This is a genomic window from Clostridioides sp. ES-W-0018-02 (genome assembly GCF_020658175.1).
Lineage (GTDB): Bacteria > Bacillota > Clostridia > Peptostreptococcales > Peptostreptococcaceae > Clostridioides.
The window spans coordinates 946,569-964,775 of sequence record NZ_JACVVY010000001.1; the positions used below are offsets into that span (position 1 = coordinate 946,569).

General features: G+C 27.4%; 15 protein-coding genes. 1 reads left to right on the top strand and 14 read right to left on the bottom strand.

The window, feature by feature from the left end; all coding sequences use genetic code 11:
• Positions 1-3: 3 nt before the first annotated feature.
• The 13 genes from IC219_RS04260 to IC219_RS04320 all read right to left on the bottom strand — a co-directional run bounded on the left by IC219_RS04260 (position 4) and on the right by IC219_RS04320 (position 14,197).
• Positions 4-1,086 carry a hypothetical protein gene (locus tag IC219_RS04260; protein WP_227830680.1) on the bottom strand — a complete coding sequence of 361 codons (1,083 nt, stop codon included), beginning with the start codon at positions 1,084-1,086 and terminating at the stop codon, positions 4-6.
• The gene (locus tag IC219_RS04265; RefSeq protein ID WP_227824096.1) at positions 1,076-1,291 is read right to left on the bottom strand and encodes a hypothetical protein; all 216 of its coding nucleotides are present in this window, start codon (positions 1,289-1,291) and stop codon (positions 1,076-1,078) included. The genes IC219_RS04260 and IC219_RS04265 overlap by 11 nt, the downstream gene beginning before the upstream one ends.
• Before the next feature lie 46 nt (positions 1,292-1,337).
• A complete protein-coding gene (locus tag IC219_RS04270) occupies positions 1,338-4,232 on the bottom strand; it encodes a hypothetical protein (protein WP_227830681.1) in 2,895 nt (964 codons plus the stop codon).
• Positions 4,233-5,291 carry an immunoglobulin-like domain-containing protein gene (locus tag IC219_RS04275; protein ID WP_227830682.1) on the bottom strand — a complete coding sequence of 353 codons (1,059 nt, stop codon included), beginning with the start codon at positions 5,289-5,291 and terminating at the stop codon, positions 4,233-4,235.
• A gap of 32 nt (positions 5,292-5,323) precedes the next feature.
• Positions 5,324-7,912, bottom strand: a complete 2,589-nt coding sequence (locus IC219_RS04280; RefSeq protein WP_227830683.1) for an Ig-like domain-containing protein — start codon at positions 7,910-7,912, stop codon at positions 5,324-5,326.
• Between the two features lie 21 nt (positions 7,913-7,933).
• Positions 7,934-8,554 (bottom strand): hypothetical protein, encoded by a 621-nt coding sequence (locus IC219_RS04285; protein ID WP_227830684.1) that lies wholly within the window; start codon positions 8,552-8,554, stop codon positions 7,934-7,936.
• Positions 8,555-8,579: 25 nt separating this feature from the next.
• Positions 8,580-9,578 carry an immunoglobulin-like domain-containing protein gene (locus IC219_RS04290; RefSeq protein WP_227830685.1) on the bottom strand — a complete coding sequence of 333 codons (999 nt, stop codon included), beginning with the start codon at positions 9,576-9,578 and terminating at the stop codon, positions 8,580-8,582.
• 91 nt (positions 9,579-9,669) lie between these two features.
• Entirely contained in the window at positions 9,670-9,882 is a 213-nt protein-coding gene (locus IC219_RS04295) for a phage holin (protein ID WP_227824102.1), read from the bottom strand.
• A gap of 16 nt (positions 9,883-9,898) precedes the next feature.
• Positions 9,899-10,105, bottom strand: coding sequence for a hypothetical protein (locus IC219_RS04300; RefSeq protein WP_227824103.1), 207 nt, complete (start codon positions 10,103-10,105; stop codon positions 9,899-9,901).
• A 66-nt stretch (positions 10,106-10,171) separates the two neighbouring features.
• A complete protein-coding gene (locus IC219_RS04305; RefSeq protein WP_227830686.1) occupies positions 10,172-11,143 on the bottom strand; it encodes a hypothetical protein in 972 nt (323 codons plus the stop codon).
• A gap of 200 nt (positions 11,144-11,343) precedes the next feature.
• Complete coding sequence (locus tag IC219_RS04310) at positions 11,344-11,613, bottom strand: hypothetical protein (RefSeq protein ID WP_227824105.1); 270 nt, start codon at positions 11,611-11,613, stop codon at positions 11,344-11,346.
• A gap of 467 nt (positions 11,614-12,080) precedes the next feature.
• Complete coding sequence (locus IC219_RS04315) at positions 12,081-12,638, bottom strand: hypothetical protein (protein WP_227824106.1); 558 nt, start codon at positions 12,636-12,638, stop codon at positions 12,081-12,083.
• Positions 12,639-12,670: 32 nt separating this feature from the next.
• Positions 12,671-14,197 (bottom strand): FAD-dependent oxidoreductase, encoded by a 1,527-nt coding sequence (locus IC219_RS04320; protein ID WP_227437305.1) that lies wholly within the window; start codon positions 14,195-14,197, stop codon positions 12,671-12,673.
• A 343-nt stretch (positions 14,198-14,540) separates the two neighbouring features.
• Between IC219_RS04320 and IC219_RS04325 the strand changes: the two genes are divergently transcribed.
• Positions 14,541-15,935: a metallophosphoesterase gene (locus IC219_RS04325; RefSeq protein WP_227830687.1), complete on the top strand. Its 1,395-nt coding sequence runs from the start codon at positions 14,541-14,543 to the stop codon at positions 15,933-15,935.
• A 338-nt stretch (positions 15,936-16,273) separates the two neighbouring features.
• On the opposite strand, the gene IC219_RS04330 is transcribed toward IC219_RS04325, so the two are convergent.
• Positions 16,274-18,193, bottom strand: a complete 1,920-nt coding sequence (locus tag IC219_RS04330) for a PTS fructose transporter subunit IIABC (RefSeq protein ID WP_227830688.1) — start codon at positions 18,191-18,193, stop codon at positions 16,274-16,276.
• Positions 18,194-18,207: the final 14 nt, after the last annotated feature.

The window sequence follows — 18,207 nt, forward strand, 5'->3', positions numbered from 1 at the left end:
ACCTTACATAAATATAATATTAAAACTATATTTATCATCAATTGTTATACAACTAGAGTCCTTTATTATCTTAATCAAAAATTTACTTGTAGTTCCAGGCAATAAAGTAATGTCCAACTCTTTAAATAATTCAGAACTTCCACTTGAATCCCCATATGGCATCAAGTAAGCCATACTATCTCCCCTATCATAACTAGAAACTCCAACTATTTTTAAGGTTCCAGTTTTAGTAAAATCACCTGCATTTAATACTTGTAACTCATAAACTCTATCTTTACCTTGTACTAGTCCTAAATCAAAGTCACCATTATCCATATTAGCTTCATTGACAATAAATCTAATTTCTGGTTCAAATGAATACACATCTCCACCATACAACTTGTCTATAGTTATAGTATCAGATAATCTTCCTCCACTTTCAACTTCTACTTTTACATGATTTATTGGAAAAAGTTTTGATGATAAATCAATAATAACTGAATCTTCAGTATATTTCATATCTACATCTGTCACTATTTCTTTATTATTTTCGTCATATATTTTGATATTTTGTGTTTTATCAATTCCTATAAATGTTATAAAGTTATTCTTATACATTTCACAATTAAATATTTCTAATGTATCTTTACTGTCATTTAGATAATATCCTATTGAGTTAGAATCTAACAATTTTGTACTTCCAAAATCTTCCCAATTTAATCCATCTTTTGATGCTCTAAGGTTTAATACAAAATTATCAGAATATATTACTTTTAAATATGAATAATATATTGATTCGATTTCTGATGATAATTCACATTCTACATAATTTTCAGTAATAGACTTTATTATACAACCACCATTACCATTAGATTCTTTTGGTTCATACCTTATATATGTTTGAAATACATATCCAGATTCTTTGGGACATGGTATCAATAATTCTGTTTTATCATCATTTTCAAGTATTTTAATAGAATCACCTGTAAAGGTGATTCTATTGTTATCACTTGGAAATACATCCCACAGAGGATTCATGGTACCATTAAATTCCTCACTAAATATATATCCTGTAGATATTTTATTTAATTTTTTTTTACTCTGCATGAACTTCAACCCTTATACTAGTCACTTTACATATCTGAAAATTTTCATACCCATATTTTTTCACTAGTGATTTGGTAGTTGATATTGCTGATTGTAAAGTTGGCATGTCACATACAACTCTCCAAAATTCATTTGCTTCATTTGGTGGTCCAGATAGTTCATTTTGATTTACTTTTTCTTTATATTGAATTTGATAATTTACCATAACATTTCTTCCCTTCGATTATCTTTGATAGTATTTTAAATAATTTTTATTTTTTAATTACTCTTCGCTTACCTTTTTCTTTATTATTATGATGTTTAAACATATAATCTTTAAATGTATCAAGTGCATATGCAACTTGTACTGAATTTTGAATTCCTAACTTAACTTGTATATCTTCTATAGACTCACCTGCAATATTTAACATATTTATCAAATATTCTACAGTTTTATTTGTTTTTCCAAGTTTTCCAATATATTTTATCTTAACTGATTTATTGAACATATCTTTTATTCTAAAAGCAGCTATATCTATAAAAGATTCCTCATTATCATAAAAAAATAAAATCTCTACTTCTTTAACTTCTTTTGGAATTCTTAAATCTATATTATAAGAAGGTTTTTCATCTCCTAAGAACGTATAAATTTCTTCTCCTATATGTATTTCTAAAACACCACGGTTTTCCATATATGCTTTAAATTTTAGTTGTAAATCAAATTCTTGATTGACTTTAAATTTTAACTTGGAACTTACACCCTTTTTCTTACTTGATAGAACAAAATCATCTGTCAATTCTAAATTGTCAATATGTAATATATTTTTTTCTAAATTTCCTAATGTTTTATTAGAATAATCAATCTTACAATCTTCTCTTATATATACAACTTCATACTCTGAATTACACAATATACTCATTTCTGCATACCATAAAAAAAGTTTTAAGGTTCTCTCAAGATGTGGTATTTTGCATCTATCCCAATAATATTTTCCACCTATATACTTCATTGTTGAGTCTATCAAATCTTTTATAGCTTTTTCAGGCTCTATACCAGCATATCTATAAATATTATGTCTCCATTGATTGTATAGTGTATCAAGAACATACTTCATAACAGAAACATCAATATTTATAACATCTATCGCTATATTTGCAAAATAATCAACTGGATTTTCTATAGGTAATTCAATTATTTGATTTCCAGCTTGTGTGTATTTTTTTACATACTTATCCTTATCTGTTATTATAAGATTGTCACCAAATATCTTATCTTTATATATATTATAATCAAAACCACTTTTGGGAAGAATCAATTCATCTTTACTTCCATCAATCACCACAAAGTCAGGAAAATATTCTGTCGCAACTCCAAAGTAACCATCATCATTTTTATATGTAGGTAATTTTGAAAACTTTAATTTAATTGGTGATTCATCAGATGATGTATCCTTGATTTTTTTCATGATTCCAAATTGAATTTGATACATATTATAAAGATTATTACTGTACTTATATAACTCATCCATATGGTCTGAAATATTTAATAAACTACCTTCTTTATAAAAATTTATCAGACTATAACCATAAGATGTTTTAAAGTCATTTTTTTGTATTGTCCCTTTTTCAAGTTCTTTATTTATTAGAAGTCTGTATTTGCTATTTTCTAGTCGTTTATATATATAGCATTCAGATGTATATAATGAAGGTTTTGAAAGATAATCAGGATATATAATTGAGTCAATAAGAGATATATTCCCTTTATAATATTCTCCAAATAACTTATGCTCAATTATAGATGTTTCCTTATTATTAGACTTTGATATTAATAAGTTATATTCATCATTTTTAAAATCAAACTTTGGATTATAGTATTTTAAGAATAAATCTATACTAGAAATATAAATTTTTTGATTGTCAGCCTTTCCTACATCTATATTTAGATTATATAAATTAAATGTGGGTTTCCCTTTTGAAAAATCATATCCAGCGAGGATATCATTCATTTGAATATTTGAACCTTCATGTGTAAAATCTTTAATATCATCTACAATATGAAGACTACTATCTATGTTTTTTTCAATATTATCTAGTAAATGGTATAACTCAATATAATTTTTAGCTTTATATAGTTTATATTTAGATTCTAAAAATGTTTGTATTTTATCTGAGTATCCCTTTGCTAAACGTTTTTTATCTTCTATAAGTATTTGCTTATTAAAACCGTTTCTTAAGTTTATATTATTATTGATTAAAACCTCTGGTATATTTGGTATATCAATCAAATAAGGTAAATTAATATCTACATTAACTGATGAATCTGATGTAGACATTTTATTTTCTTCTACAAAAACTTTTCTTAAATCTCCATTCTTTATAATTTTTTGTAAATTTATAGATAAGTTTTTAATATGATTTTCAGCAAATTTTGGTTTTTCTATAGATATTTTATTGTTTATAGAGTTTTTGACACCTATAGAATCATTTTCATTTATTTTTTTATCTAAGTCTTTAATATTTTTTTCAAAATCAAATATATATGTATCATTTTCTGTCTCACTTATATTTGTACTTTTACAGTCTACAAAAATTTGTTTACTTGGAAGACCTATCATATCCTCATAGTCATAAATTTTTAGATATTTATCAATATTACTTACTTCTATTGTATTATCTTGAAAGAACAAAGTATTTTGATTGGTCTTAAAAGTATTGTAGTTATCATTTATTTGTATTTTGTCTCTAGTATTTCTATATTCTACGAACAGCATATGTTCTATAATTGATTTATCTAAATATTGTTCCTCTCTACTTAGATAGTTTAATATATTATTAAAATTTCTAAATTTCTTAAAATCTTTATAGCTACTTATATATTCACTAATGTTTTTATCATATAATTTTTTATATACTTTATTTATATAGATATTACTTATGGATATTGGTTGCAAAGATTTCTTACTTTTTATAAAAAATACCTGTTTTTCTCTAATACACATTGACTTTTTGTCATTTTTTAACATCAACAAAGTATTGTCTATATTACTTTCTGTGTGTTCACATTCTATCTTATAAAATAAAGCTATAGAGTTTTCATCCCCAGAAAGATTATATTTAAAATTAGCACTGACGAAAACGCCAGTGCTAAACTTAAAAGTTGCAATCATCTATTCTTCAATCATAGCTAATATTTTAGCTGGATATATCTTAGAAGCCTTAATTTCTTCTGATGTTTCTCCTTCTGACAAGACAGTAATTTTAGCTTCAATTTTTAAATTAAAACTAAAATCACCAATGCTAGAACTAGGTCTCACTATTGTGGCTTTATAAGAAAGAGCCTGATTATCAAGTTCTAATTTTATATTTGTTGATGTTAAGTCTTCACCTTCATTATCAAGTGCCGAAAAAGTCAATGACATATTTTCAACTTTAGCAGGCAATGTAAAGTTATCACTAAGTTCTGTTAATGATTTATTTGGTGCAATATATGAAACAAAGTCAAAAGTTTTTACAAAATCATCAACCTTCTCTTGATTAGTAGGCTCTTGCTTAAGTATTCTAATATTAGTTATAGTTTTTGTAGATATAAGTTCACCTTTAGTAAGTGTTGCTGTAACAGATACGATGCTATCACCGTCTTTATATGCTGGTCTAGTAACTACCCCTTTATCACTCAAGCATGTAGAATTACTTGTAGTCCATGTTATTGATATTTCATTTCCTATAGTTGTTGGAAGTACTAAATCACTTGTAACCTTATTTATATCAGTATTTTTATTTCTAATAAGTTCCCAAGTTATTGCATTAGCAGCAGATTCAACTTCACCTTCTTGAGTCCATGCTGGTACTGTAACTTTAAATTCTTTACTTCTACTTACACTTCCCTTTGACACAATAATGTTTATAGTAACTTTTGCATCTTGTTCACCAAATACAGGTCTTGTTACTTTTCCTAATTGACCTATTATATTTGGACTAGAAGATGACCATACTATAGTTGAACCACAACTACCTTTTTGTATAAAAGTCAGATTTTCTGTGACTATATTTGGTATAGATATATTTCCTATATCCTCTAGTACACTTTGTAAATCAGTTCGCTTCGATGCTTTTACAAGTACCTTAAATTTTTTAGTTTTAGAGACTTCTCCAGACTTTACAGTAGCAGATAAGTATACTTCTTTATCTCCTTCATAGAAATCTGGTCTATTAATTATACCTAACATTAATATTCATCCTTTCTATTTCTCATTATATTTTATATAACAGGGTCTTCTTGTGAATTTGATTCATCCAATTCATCTGTAGAATTTACATTTACTTCAGTTTGAACTTTTCTACTTTTATATCTAGCAGTTATAACTGCCCCACCTATTTTAATCCCTGTCAATTCTCCTTTTTGAGAAACAGTAACTATATTTTCATTTGATGAAATCCAAATTATGTTATCATCCTCTACTATTTCTTCTCCTTCAAGTAAAGAAAGAACTTTTTTTTCTCCAACTTTTAAAATTGGATTTTCAGGAGATATTTTTAATTCTATTGTAGGTTCTTCAACATCTGCTCCTTTAGAAAAACTTACTATATTCGTATCAGAAGAATGCCATGTTATCTCTAATCCATTGTCTGTTTTATCAGCAAAATAAACTGATTCAGCATTATTTGTACAAGAATAGATATCTTTATACATATCTTGTATTTCTCTTAATGCAGTTTCACATCTAGAATCATCATTGCTTTCATTATATTTAAGCTCTTTTAATACTCCAACACCATATCTTTCATTTGGAGAATTTGCAAAAGGAGTATAAGGTGTAGTTAATGGAAGGTATATATATGTTTCTTCTGGTTTATCTTCATATTTTTCAAAAGATTTGTTTACTATTAATTCATCAAATGGGAAAAGTGATTCAGCATCTATCACTATCATACCTGATAAAGCTCCACGAACACCTTCTGCACTATGGACAATTTTTATCCTATCTGCAAAGTATTCGTTTGTATATACTGATTTACCATACATATGTTTTTTCATGAATTGCTCTGTTGATGAGAACATAAAATAGTGACTTTGAAAATAGTCAGCAGAGTCTGTTTTGTACATTGCAAAGTCCGTTGTTCCATTTGCTGTATGCACACCATAAGTTTGATGGTATTTTATATCTACAAGATTTCCGTATTTATCTCTATTCGAACCACCTTCTTGAGTAGTTCTTTCTTCAACTTCATCAAAACCTAGATAAAAATAAATTGGTCTTTCAACTGTTCCATCTTGTGCTCCATATATATAATAACTTAGGTCATTTAAAAGCTCTTTTCCATCATTTTGTGCTACATACTTTCTAATATAGTTATATAAATCTTGTTCATTATAAGTCACTTGAACTTCTACTGTCATGTCTTTTACTATTGGTTTATCTATAGTTATTGGTAGCTCAGATGGAAAAGTAACTTTTTCTCTTGATATAGAAGTTCTTGCATTAGGTGTAATATAAAATACTCCATATGAGTTATATTTTATATTTGGATTCATTAATCCAAACTCAGCCACAAATTCATTATTTACAGAAGCTCCTATTGTAACTTGCAAACTAGGTTCATATATAGTTGTTTTTCCACCAGCAATATTTGAACCAAAATCTCTTGGAATATCTCTTCTATTATATGTATATTTTACTATTGTATCTGCAGGTCTAGTATTAAATAATGAATTATTTAACCAAGGAAATGTACCTATATTTACCCAAGCTGACTTAGCTCCTGCATTTGATATAACATTTTTTCCAGTTGTTTTTACTCCATCAGTTCCAAGCGTATTGACTCCATTAAAAGGCTCACTATATTTAATATTAAACTTTGGTATAGAAGGTACAGATGAAGAAGTTGTAAATATACCAAAATTACCAGTTATGTCTTTCTTAGCAAAATCAAAACTATCAATAGAACCTATATAGGCTTGACCAACTAAATATCTATTGTCCTCATAATCTACATTTGGATTACCTGTAACATTTATAAGCACTCTATTTGGATGTATATTAGCAAGTACTCTTATTTTAGTCTTATTATTTAAAGAAGATGTAATAGGTATTCTTAAAAGAGCATCTGAACCAGTTATACCAAGTTCTGATTTAAACTTTTCATCAAAATCTGTAAACCAAGATAATTTACACCATTCAGATGAAGCAGAATTAAATTCAGCTATATCACCAGTTACCATATCTATAACATTTTCTGCTGGACCAGAATAGTCCTTATTTGGATTATCAAAAATTCTCATATAGCAGTTATGATAGTTTCTAGCTTGCGCATCTTTTACACCAGTTTTTAGATTTACAACTTTTGGTACAGTTTTTCCATCTCGTTGTTGAGTAGGGTCATCCAATTCTGTATCACATAAATATTTTGGAAAATACACTTCCAAATACATAACTGTATTTTCTTCTATATCATTATCCAGAAGTCCATATTTTAAAATTTCATCAGAGCCAACTTTTGTTGTTTGCTGAGTAATTCTATCAGATGGTCTTGTTACAGCTCTCACAACAACAGAATCAGTTATTTTAGAAATTTGGTCCTTAGTTATTATTTCATATTCACTTGCATTTATCTCATCAAAAGAAGAAACTTCTCTACCTTTTATAAGTTTAAAATTTGGGTTAGGATACACTATATTCCAACAATCTTCTTTTGAAGGTAATGATTTTCTCATTAAGTTTCCAGATACATCTTTTACTTCTTTAGTATAATTCCCTAAAGCCAAAACATTTACTAAATCTTTTACAAAACTGTCTGCATCTGTTTTAAATTCATGGAAGACAAAGTCTTTTATTTCATTACTTAACATATTTAATTTTCCTTTCCATCTCTAAATTGGTTCTGGGTCTTTTAACATTCTTATACCAAACCATAATTTTTTAGAAGTTCCGCTATCATTATGAAATTTTAAAATTACTCTTGAATTTGGAGGTGCTGAATATACATATGTTGATGAACCTAAGAAAAGTCCCTCTTTTACTTCTCCCAAGTACCAATCTTTAAACCATAATTGTTCATTAAAATATAAATTGTAGTGGTCATTTTCTCCATATCCACTACATGTAACAGATATAGCAAGAATCTCAACTTCAGATGGAGACAAAACTATTTCTTCTTCAAACACTCCTCTAAGTGCTGGAACTTCTATTAATCTCATATAATTATATGGTTGTGTTTTTGATGCAAATCCCCTTATACTACCTATCTCTTTTATTTCATTGACTGTATTAACTTCATTAAGGTTCTCTATATTAGAAACAGATTCAAGTTTTGCCACATTTTTGACTTGCTCTAAATTTTCAATGTTTTTAAGAGTTTCTATGTTTTCTACTTCAGATAGACTATCTATTTTTTCTATGTTTTCTATATTATTTATTTCTTCAATATTTCCAACTTTTTTTATTTTATCTATGTTTCCACCAGCACTATAAGTGACATTAAAGTTACTCATAATTTCACCTCTACTACATCATTTATTAAACTTCTTCTTTAGGTATTGGCTCTACTTCTATCTCTTTATCTTCAACCCCAGTTAATACAGGAGGTATATTATCTATTACAGATACTAATCTAACTACTACAGCTTCATTTGATGATTTATCAGATACTTTATAAGTAACTTGATATTCTTTTACAACAGATGTATCAACTAAATCTCCACCTTCAACAGTTATTAAATCTGTTAAATCTCCATCAACTTCATCTACAGCTGTTACACCTTCTAAAGCATTGAATGTGTCATTTAAATTTAATGTTAAATTGTCTACGCCTGAAAATACTGGCTTAACAGTATCAACAACAGTAACTTTTCTCACAACACTTGCTTCGTTATTTGCAACATCTGAAACTCTATATGTTAATGTTTGTTCTCCTAAAACAGAAGTATTAACTATTCCTTCTATTACTATCTTAGAAGTTAAATCTCCATCTATATTGTCATTAGCAGTAACCCCAGCTTTTGAATCAAATGATGAGCCATATTCTACAGTACAATCTTCAACACCAGATAATATAGGAGCTACATTATCAACAACTGTTATTACTCTATTTACTGTACTTTTATTTTTAGATTTATCTTCCACAGTATAAACAATCTTATTGTCTCCAGGTATAGTATTATCCACTGAGCCTTCTATAACTATCGAATCAGTTAAATCTCCATCTATATCATCCATTGCTGTAACTCCAGCTTTTAAATCTAGTTCTTCCAATAAATTTATAGTCTTATTATCAGCACCACTTATTACAGGAGCACCTGTATCTATAACTGTTATTATTCTAGTTGCTGTTGTTATATTTCCAGATCTATCTGGAGCTGAATATTTCAAAGTATATTCCCCAATTGCATTCACATCGACTTCACCTTCAACTGTAACAAGTTCTGTGACATCCCCATCTATATTATCTACAGATCTAACTCCTTGCATTGGGTCAAAAGAACTTCCTCTAGGTATCTTCAAATCATTAAAAATCATAATACTATCTCCTTTATTTTTTATTTTTGTTATAAATATTTTTGAAAAGTTTTTTTAGAATGTAAATATGTTAGCTATTCAATAAAATCTATTACTTATCATCTAAATACCACTTGTTTTCAGTAGAATTGTCATTCAATATTCCAAGTGTTGTGAGTAAGGCTAAAAGACAATTTACTATATCAGAATAATTTTTTGGTAGTATATCAATATATCCAAAAGATTGTATTGTAAGTGGAATCATTGCTGCTAGAGAAACCCAAAACCCTCTATTTCCTACTCTCTTTTTTAAATAGTTCTTCATATATGCTCTCCTTTTACTAACGTTTTATTTTTTTACGTTGTTTTTTAGGAATATTTGGAGTTAATGTACAATAGGTTATATGACCTATACTTTCACTAAACTCTTTTCTTGCTTGATATAAACAATCTTCTTTTTTACTACAATAACAGCATTTTATTTTTACTGCTTTTGAGTAAAGCTCCTCTTTATCTTTCTTCTTAATATTTTTTTGCTTAACAGCCATATATTCACCCTCCTTATTAATACTTTTCATTTTCTGAATATACCAACCATTTTTCTCTATTGTAAATTATTTAGTAAAAAATTCTCTTATCTTTGACTTATTCAATAGTGAATTATAAACATCTTTTTTATAAATTACAGACATCATGCAAGCATTTATTAACTCATCAATGCAAATTTCTACATCATTTAGATTATCTTCCTTTATCTCATTAAGTAAGTTAAATTCATCTCTTAAATTAATAAAATTATTTATAAATGTATTTACATCATGTTTAGCTAAAAATAGATTATGTAAAGAATCCTCTATATTTCCATGTATACTTTTTTCATTAAATAAGTCATTTTTCATAGTTTTATTTATAAGGTTAAACTTTTTGTTTAGAATAAAATGTGTTTCTGAATTTATTGGTTGTCCTTTTTTTCTATTTTCAATCAAATATAATTCTTTAATTATTTTTTCTATTTTCTTACAGTATTCTAATAAAATAAATGTAACTTGAATATCATAAAATAATGAAAAGTAATTTATATTATGATTACTCTTTTCATATTCATACTGGTTCAATTTATTAATAAATGAAGAATCTATATCATCAAATAAATAATCATTTTTTTTAGTTGTGTATATCCCCATTACAAAGATTTTTCTTATATTTAATAATTCGTTTTTTATATTTAATATCTCTAAGTAACTTTCAAACTTAGAATCTCCATATAAATTTTTAAAATTTTCCTCTTTTAGTATATATTGTTCAGATTCTGTAATAGAAAAACAATACTGCTTTGTAATCTTACCTTGATATGCATCATTTTCTATCAAACTCAAATAGGATTTGATTAATGATATAAGTTCATTTAATTTTGATACTACTTTTGATGGATGATACTTTTCAAATGACTTCAAAATATTAGTCTTATAATCCTCAATTGTTATAGGTTCATTTACTATTGATGTATATTCAAAATTTTCAAATCTCCCTACTTCTAAATTAGGATTGTAACTCAATATATTCTCTTCCTTTATACTTTTATCCATATTATTCCTTCCTTAGTTGAGATATCTTAGACTAGTATATCTAAGCTTGTTAGCATTATTTAAATGCTAACAAGCTTATTTGGGATTCTTAGATTTGTTGGTATTACGCGGATTTTTTGAGGGGTCATATTTGCTTATTCACTATGTAATATACCCTCTATAAGATATACTTTGTTAAATTAAAAAGCATATTTTTTGTTTTATATAAAATTTTTTTGTAATTTACTTTCAATATCTGCTAATGTATTTCCATATGTAAAATCAGTTATACTCATATCATTTGCTACATTATGATTCAAATTTTCATCATAAGCTAATTTATAATACTTAAGTTTGTTTTGAAAATTATTTTTGGTATTTACTATTAGCTCCTTGTGATTTTCATCTATTTTTACAACCACACCTAAATAATTATATCCCTTTTCCATAGCATGTTTAAAACAGCTCTCTAAATTAATTTTTTTTAACATTGTTCCCCCCTATTAAGTTTACTTCTTATATTTATTTTTATATATGTATACAATGACTAATTTTTGTACCATTAAAATTAGTATTGTATAAAAAATATTCTACCTACTACACTATTTAATTGATTCAAATTTACATCATTAAATACGAGTTTCAAATTATAGTAGTAAAAGACTCTGTTTTGGCAAAAGTCAAAGAATATTTATTATCTATATATATACCTATACATTTCTCCATTTTGTAACAAAAAAATAAAATTTATATTATGCTTTTTGTAGAATATCTGTATTTAATAAAAAATATTGTCTTTATAATCATATACACTTTTAAATATTTTAAATTTATTTTCACGATATAAGAAATTATATAATCTCTTATACAAGTATATACAATAAAAAATGGATTTAATTTGTCATATAATTTCTTAGACTTCATATGACTAATTAAATCCATTGCAATCAACTTTAAACTATGCATTTGATTTTTTTATTATAAAAGGAATGGTTATAATTGTACCTATTAAAGCATCTACCATATCAATCATAGTATCTTCTAGTCCTCCAGCTTGTGTAGTAGTCCCAATAAAAGTATCCATTAGAAATTCACCTATTTCCCACAAACTAGCCACTCCCATACTAAACATAAATACAAATATAACTAAAAATATTTTACTCATCTTACTTATATCTTTTTGTATATAAAAATATTTAATTGTAGAAAATGCTACAATACATGATATTATACCCGACCATAAATGTAAAAAATCATCATAATAATTTATGTCATAAAAATTAAAACAAGTACCTAATAATGATGCAAACATTATAAATAATACAAGTACAATATATAATTCATTGCTCAAAAGTCTTTTATTTTGCCTATTTAAAATACTTAATATAAAAGTACCAATTAAACTGATTGCTACTAAACCTACATTTCCAAAAGCTCTATTTGTAGCAAAAAATATGGCACATAAAACATATACTATATAAAGTAAAATGGTTATTGGCTTTAAAAGTTTATTCATAAATAATTTACCTTTCCAAAACATTCTATATTCTATAATAACTTAGGATTAACATCATTATCACCATAACCATAAAGTTTTAATGGCTTAAGTGCTGGGCCTTCAAGTATGTTTCCTTTATAGTCAAATCTTGAACCATGGCATGGACAATCCCATGTTTTTTCTTCACTATTAAAATTAAGTTCACATCCTAAATGAGTACATGTAGTATCTACAATATAAAAATCTCCTCTATCATCTTTATAAACACCATATCTTTTTCCATCAATATTAACAATCTTTCCTTCACCACTACTTTTAGGCATATCTCCACTACCTATTTTTAATTTTCCAGTTACATAATTCATCGCTACATTTGCATTTTCCTTTATAAAATCCATTGAAAAATAACTACCTAATCTCGATGGATTGAAAGTGTCCTTATAGTCAGAAGTTTTATTTATTATTAAATCTTTTATTATTATTCCTGCAGCAGTTCCATTAGTCATTCCCCATTTAGAAAATCCTGTAGCTACATAAATATTATTCTCCCTTTTATTGATATAACCTATATAAGGAACATTGTCAAAACTCATATTGTCTTGAGCAGACCATTTACATTTAAAGTCTTTTATCTTAAATACTTCTTTACCATAATGCTCTAAATCATCAAATATTTCTTCTTCAGTTCCACCTTGACCAACTTTGTGGTCTCCTCCTCCAAAGATTAATAGGTTATTATTTTCATCATTACATTGTCTAAAAGTTATTGATGGGTCATCTATACTTATAAATATACCCTCTGGCAATTCATTTTGTAGGACTGCAACCATTAAATAGGCACGTTCAGCATATTCCTTTGCAAAATAAAAATTCAACCCATCATACCATGGACTGTGAGATGAGATTATAACATTTTCAGCTTCTATTATATTATTATCTCCAGTCTTAACTCTACATATAGCTCCTTTTTCTAGGTCTACTATCGGCGTGTTTTCATATATTTTTAGCCCTAAATTTACTGCTACTTCTGCCAAACCATCAACATATTGTTTTGGATTAAATTGACCTTGATTAGAAAAATGAATAGCTCCTTTTACATCTAATGGAATATCATTTATAGTTTCATAATATTCGCAATCTATGCCTATTTTTTTACATGTACGGTATTCATCTTTAATATCCTTTATAGATTCTTCCTTTTCTGTAAAGACAAAAGATGGAATCCTTTGAAAATCACATTTTATATTATTTTCACTGATTATTTTCTCAATCAATTTTAAAGCTTCATTATTTGCATTATAATATGATTTAGCTTTATCTAATCCATATTTTTTCTCTATTTTAGAATATACTATATCATGTTGACAAGTTACTTTACCAGTATTTCTGCCTGAAGTTCCATATCCTACTTTATCAGCTTCAACAAGTGCTACTTTTTTACCTTCTTTTGCTAATAGATATGCAGTTGTTAAACCAGTTATTCCTCCTCCTACGACTAGACATTCTACTTTTATATTCTCGCCTAATTTTTCATATTCTTTGGGACTTGAATTTAAAATCCAATACGATTCATTCATTTTAAATACTCCTTTACATGTTAAATAAGAATAGTTTTTCCATCATAGGGTTTATTTATTATAAATAATATAAAAAAATAAATGCAAGACTATATATTATTTGTTTATCATTTTCTCAAAGATACTATAGTTAACCAATCTTATAGAATGCTTTAAAATTCTTTTGAGATTACTTTTAATTGATTTTTATTTAATGAACTTTATTTTTATCTCTATCAATTTATATGTCTATGAAATATATAGTTGATTTTTGTATAGTAATATATTACTATTGATATTACAGGGGGATTATGTAGTTAATGACACTAAAACAAATATTCAGAAAAAGTAAAATGGAGGTTTTATGAAAAACAAAATAATTATAGGCATTACTTGTTTATTTATATTGCTAATGTCTGGGTGTACTTCAAAACATACAACAGAAATAAATGTACTAGCCACTACCGATTTACATGGTAACATCCCTTATGAGTTAACTTCTTATGTAAGGGAACAAAGAGAAAAAGATAAAAATATAACTTTAGTAGATGCTGGAGACTTCTTTGACCGTGGAGTAGCTTTAGGAAGTAGTATGGATGATTATTCTAATGCTATGCTTAAAGATAACAACAACAAAACTGAAAGCTATATTGAAACTCCTATTTCAAAGGACATGAAAGAAGTCGGTTATGATGCTGTAGTTCTTGGTAATCATGAATTTATATCTCTTAATAAATTTCATTTAGACAATATGATATCTGATTTTGAAAAACAAAAAATAGATGTATTATCAGCTAATACTTATAAGAAAAATGGGGATAGCTATACAAAACCATACATAATAAAAAATATTGATACACCAGAAGGAAATGTAAAACTAGGAATTCTAGGACTTACTATAAAAGAAGTTGGTGAAGGAAAACAACTAAATGAAAATGGAGAACTTGTAGATTCTAAATCTTTAGAACTAAAAGACCAAGAAGGTTATAGTGGTGAACTATATATGAATGATTTAGTAGAAGATGCTAAAAAATGGGTAAAAATCATGGAAAAAGAAAGTCCAGATATAATAGTAGCTGTTGCGCACACAGGTGAAAGACCTAAAAATCCTAAAAATCCAGGCAATAGAATACAAGATTTAGCTCAACAAGTTGATGGTATTGATGCGATAGTTGCAGGGCATAATCATGTTCAAATTGAACAACACGATTATAAAAACACATTGGGAGAAAAGGTTATAGTTACTGAACCAGGAAAGCATGGAGAATGTATTTCTAAAATTAACTTTAAATTAGAAAAAAATAACGATAAATGGAGTGTAGTTGACAAATCCAGTGAGTTAGTTAAATTTGAGAAAAATAAAGAAGATGAGAAATTTGGACAATTTGTTTCTTCACTTATGAAAGCTAGTGAAAACAATAATGAAATAAGACTGGCAAAAGTAATGCCGCCTGAATGGGATAAAATATTTATCTTTAAGTCTGGAACATCAGCAAACGATATATATAAAGCTGTAGGATATAAATGGAGAAATATATCTTCTCCAAAAGATAGAGATATGCTACAAATTGTCGTTATGAAGAATAATAAACCTGTTACTTATCTATATGGAGAATCAGAGCTTATGCCATTTAATATAAAATGTGATCAATCAGAGTACAAAAACAATGTTGTGACTATTTATCCTAATAAAAATGATAAATTCAAAGTTATAAAAGGTGAAAAAAAATACAATATTAATTTAGAACATATAGAGTAGAGTTTTATTCCTTGATTTAAGATTGAATATTAAAATATTAATTAAAAGATGAGGTGTAAGATTTATGAAACATGACACAAAATATAAGTCAAGGCTAATTGAAAGTTTTTCAAGTAAAAAGCTATACTATGACTTAGTTATAAAGCTATAAAGTATTACAAATAACTATAAAATAGATATTCTCATCTGATTTAAAAATTTGACAATGAAATACCCTATAGTTTAAGTAAATTTTTTTAAATAATAAAAACTGACTGTCAGTTAAATGTCAGTCAGTTATTTTATAATAATTTCATTTAAATATATCTAAAATTATCCCTTTTAATACTCTTTGGTTATTATGCGCTTTGATTTAGTGGTTTTTTAAGTAGTGCTAAAAGCATCATTCCAACTACAGCACCTACAATTATAGCCACTATATATCCAAGTGGATGAGTAACTACTGGTATAACAAATACTCCTCCATGAGGTGCACGAAGAGCTGCATTAAATAGCATACTAAGTGCTCCTGCTACTGCTGAACCTCCAATACAAGCTGGTATAACATGAAGTGGGTCTCCAGCTGCAAAAGGTATTGCTCCCTCTGTTACAAATGATAACCCCATTACATAGTTAACTTTACCAGACTCTCTTTCTTCTTTTGTAAATCTATTTTTGAAGAATGTAGTTGCAAGAGCTATAGCAAGTGGAGGAACCATACCACCAGCCATTACTGCTGCCATTATTTCAAATTGCCCTGATTCAAGAGATGCTACACCAAATACATAAGCTGCTTTATTCACAGGTCCACCCATATCTACAGCCATCATTCCACCCAACACTAATCCTAAAACTATTTTTGAAGTTCCACCTAAACTATTTAGGAATCCAACCATAGCATTATTAATTGCTGTAACTGGAGGTATTACTAGAAATGTCATTATAACGCCCATCAAAAGGGTTCCAAATAAAGGATATAATAATACTGGTTTTATTCCTTCTAATGAAGTTGGTAATACATTAAATATTTTCTTAAGTCCTTCTACCAAATATCCTGCTATAAAACCTGCAAGTAATGCTCCTAGAAAACCTGAACCACCATCTCCTGCAAGAGCTCCTCCCACAAAACCTACAACAAATGCAGGTCTATCAGATATAGAATATGCTATATAACCTGCAAGTACAGGTAACATAAATCCAAATGCTTTATCTCCAATTCCCTTAAAAAATGCTGCTATTGGTGTATTTGAACCGAAATGTGAAGGGTCAATAGAGTAATCATCAAGTAAGAATGCCAAAGCTATAAGTATACCTCCACCAATAACAAATGGCAACATATTAGACACACCATTCATTAAATGCTTGTAGACTTTTCTAAATCCACTTTCGTTTTCTTCACTTGATTCGTTGTGACTTCCTTCTTCTCCATGATAAATTGGAGCATCTCCATTTACAGCTTTATCTATAAGTTCTTCCGCTTTGTGTATACCATCAGCAACCTTAGTTTTTATAACTTTTTTGCCATTAAATCTGGCCATTTCAACATTTTTATCTGCTGCTACTATTATACATGTAGCATTTTCTATCTCTTCTTTTGTAAGTCTATTCTTAACACCTGCTGAACCATTAGTTTCTACTTTTATAGAGATACCTTTACTTTCAGCCATTTTATTTAAACTTTCAGCTGCCATAAATGTATGTGCTATTCCTGTTGGACACGCTGTTACTGCTAAAACTTGAGGATACTTACTAATATTTTTATCTTTATTATTTAAAACATCCTCTTTACTAATTTCTTCATCCTGATATTCTTCACTGAATTTTTCTCTTTCTTTTTTATCTATTATTTCTTTGAATTCTCTTGCTGAATTTGAATTTATAAGTTTATTTCTAAAATCTTCATCCATAAGTATTGTAGATAATCTAGATAATACTTCAAGATGTGTATTATTAGCTCCATCTGGTGCAGCTATCATAAAAAATAAATTTGACAAACTTCCATCAAAAGATTCATAATCTATACCTTCCTTTGATACAGCTGCTGCTATACAAGCTTTAGTAACTGCTGTAGTCTTAGCATGAGGAATAGCTACACCTTCTCCAATTCCTGTTGTACTCATCTCTTCACGGGCTAAAATTGCTTTCTTATAATTTTCTTTATCATTTAAATTACCACTATTTTCAACTAAATCAACTAGTTCTTCTATTACTTCTGGTTTATTTTTTGACTTTAAATTTAATTTAATTGATTTTTCATCTAATAAATCTATAATTTTCATAAGTTCTCATTTCC

What these genes read in the sequence shown, in the direction of transcription:
- IC219_RS04310 (WP_227824105.1), bottom strand. Translation starts at nt 11,613, where the DNA reads ATGTTAAAAAAAATTAATTTAGAGAGCTGTTTTAAACATGCTATGGAA.
- IC219_RS04315 (WP_227824106.1), bottom strand. Translation starts at nt 12,638, where the DNA reads ATGAATAAACTTTTAAAGCCAATAACCATTTTACTTTATATAGTATAT.
- IC219_RS04300 (WP_227824103.1), bottom strand. Translation starts at nt 10,105, where the DNA reads ATGGCTGTTAAGCAAAAAAATATTAAGAAGAAAGATAAAGAGGAGCTT.
- IC219_RS04280 (WP_227830683.1), bottom strand. Translation starts at nt 7,912, where the DNA reads ATGTTAAGTAATGAAATAAAAGACTTTGTCTTCCATGAATTTAAAACA.
- IC219_RS04285 (WP_227830684.1), bottom strand. Translation starts at nt 8,554, where the DNA reads ATGAGTAACTTTAATGTCACTTATAGTGCTGGTGGAAACATAGATAAA.
- IC219_RS04320 (WP_227437305.1), bottom strand. Translation starts at nt 14,197, where the DNA reads ATGAATGAATCGTATTGGATTTTAAATTCAAGTCCCAAAGAATATGAA.
- IC219_RS04290 (WP_227830685.1), bottom strand. Translation starts at nt 9,578, where the DNA reads ATGATTTTTAATGATTTGAAGATACCTAGAGGAAGTTCTTTTGACCCA.
- IC219_RS04325 (WP_227830687.1), top strand. Translation starts at nt 14,541, where the DNA reads ATGAAAAACAAAATAATTATAGGCATTACTTGTTTATTTATATTGCTA.
- IC219_RS04260 (WP_227830680.1), bottom strand. Translation starts at nt 1,086, where the DNA reads ATGCAGAGTAAAAAAAAATTAAATAAAATATCTACAGGATATATATTT.
- IC219_RS04305 (WP_227830686.1), bottom strand. Translation starts at nt 11,143, where the DNA reads ATGGATAAAAGTATAAAGGAAGAGAATATATTGAGTTACAATCCTAAT.
- IC219_RS04295 (WP_227824102.1), bottom strand. Translation starts at nt 9,882, where the DNA reads ATGAAGAACTATTTAAAAAAGAGAGTAGGAAATAGAGGGTTTTGGGTT.
- IC219_RS04330 (WP_227830688.1), bottom strand. Translation starts at nt 18,193, where the DNA reads ATGAAAATTATAGATTTATTAGATGAAAAATCAATTAAATTAAATTTA.
- IC219_RS04265 (WP_227824096.1), bottom strand. Translation starts at nt 1,291, where the DNA reads ATGGTAAATTATCAAATTCAATATAAAGAAAAAGTAAATCAAAATGAA.
- IC219_RS04270 (WP_227830681.1), bottom strand. Translation starts at nt 4,232, where the DNA reads ATGATTGCAACTTTTAAGTTTAGCACTGGCGTTTTCGTCAGTGCTAAT.
- IC219_RS04275 (WP_227830682.1), bottom strand. Translation starts at nt 5,291, where the DNA reads ATGTTAGGTATAATTAATAGACCAGATTTCTATGAAGGAGATAAAGAA.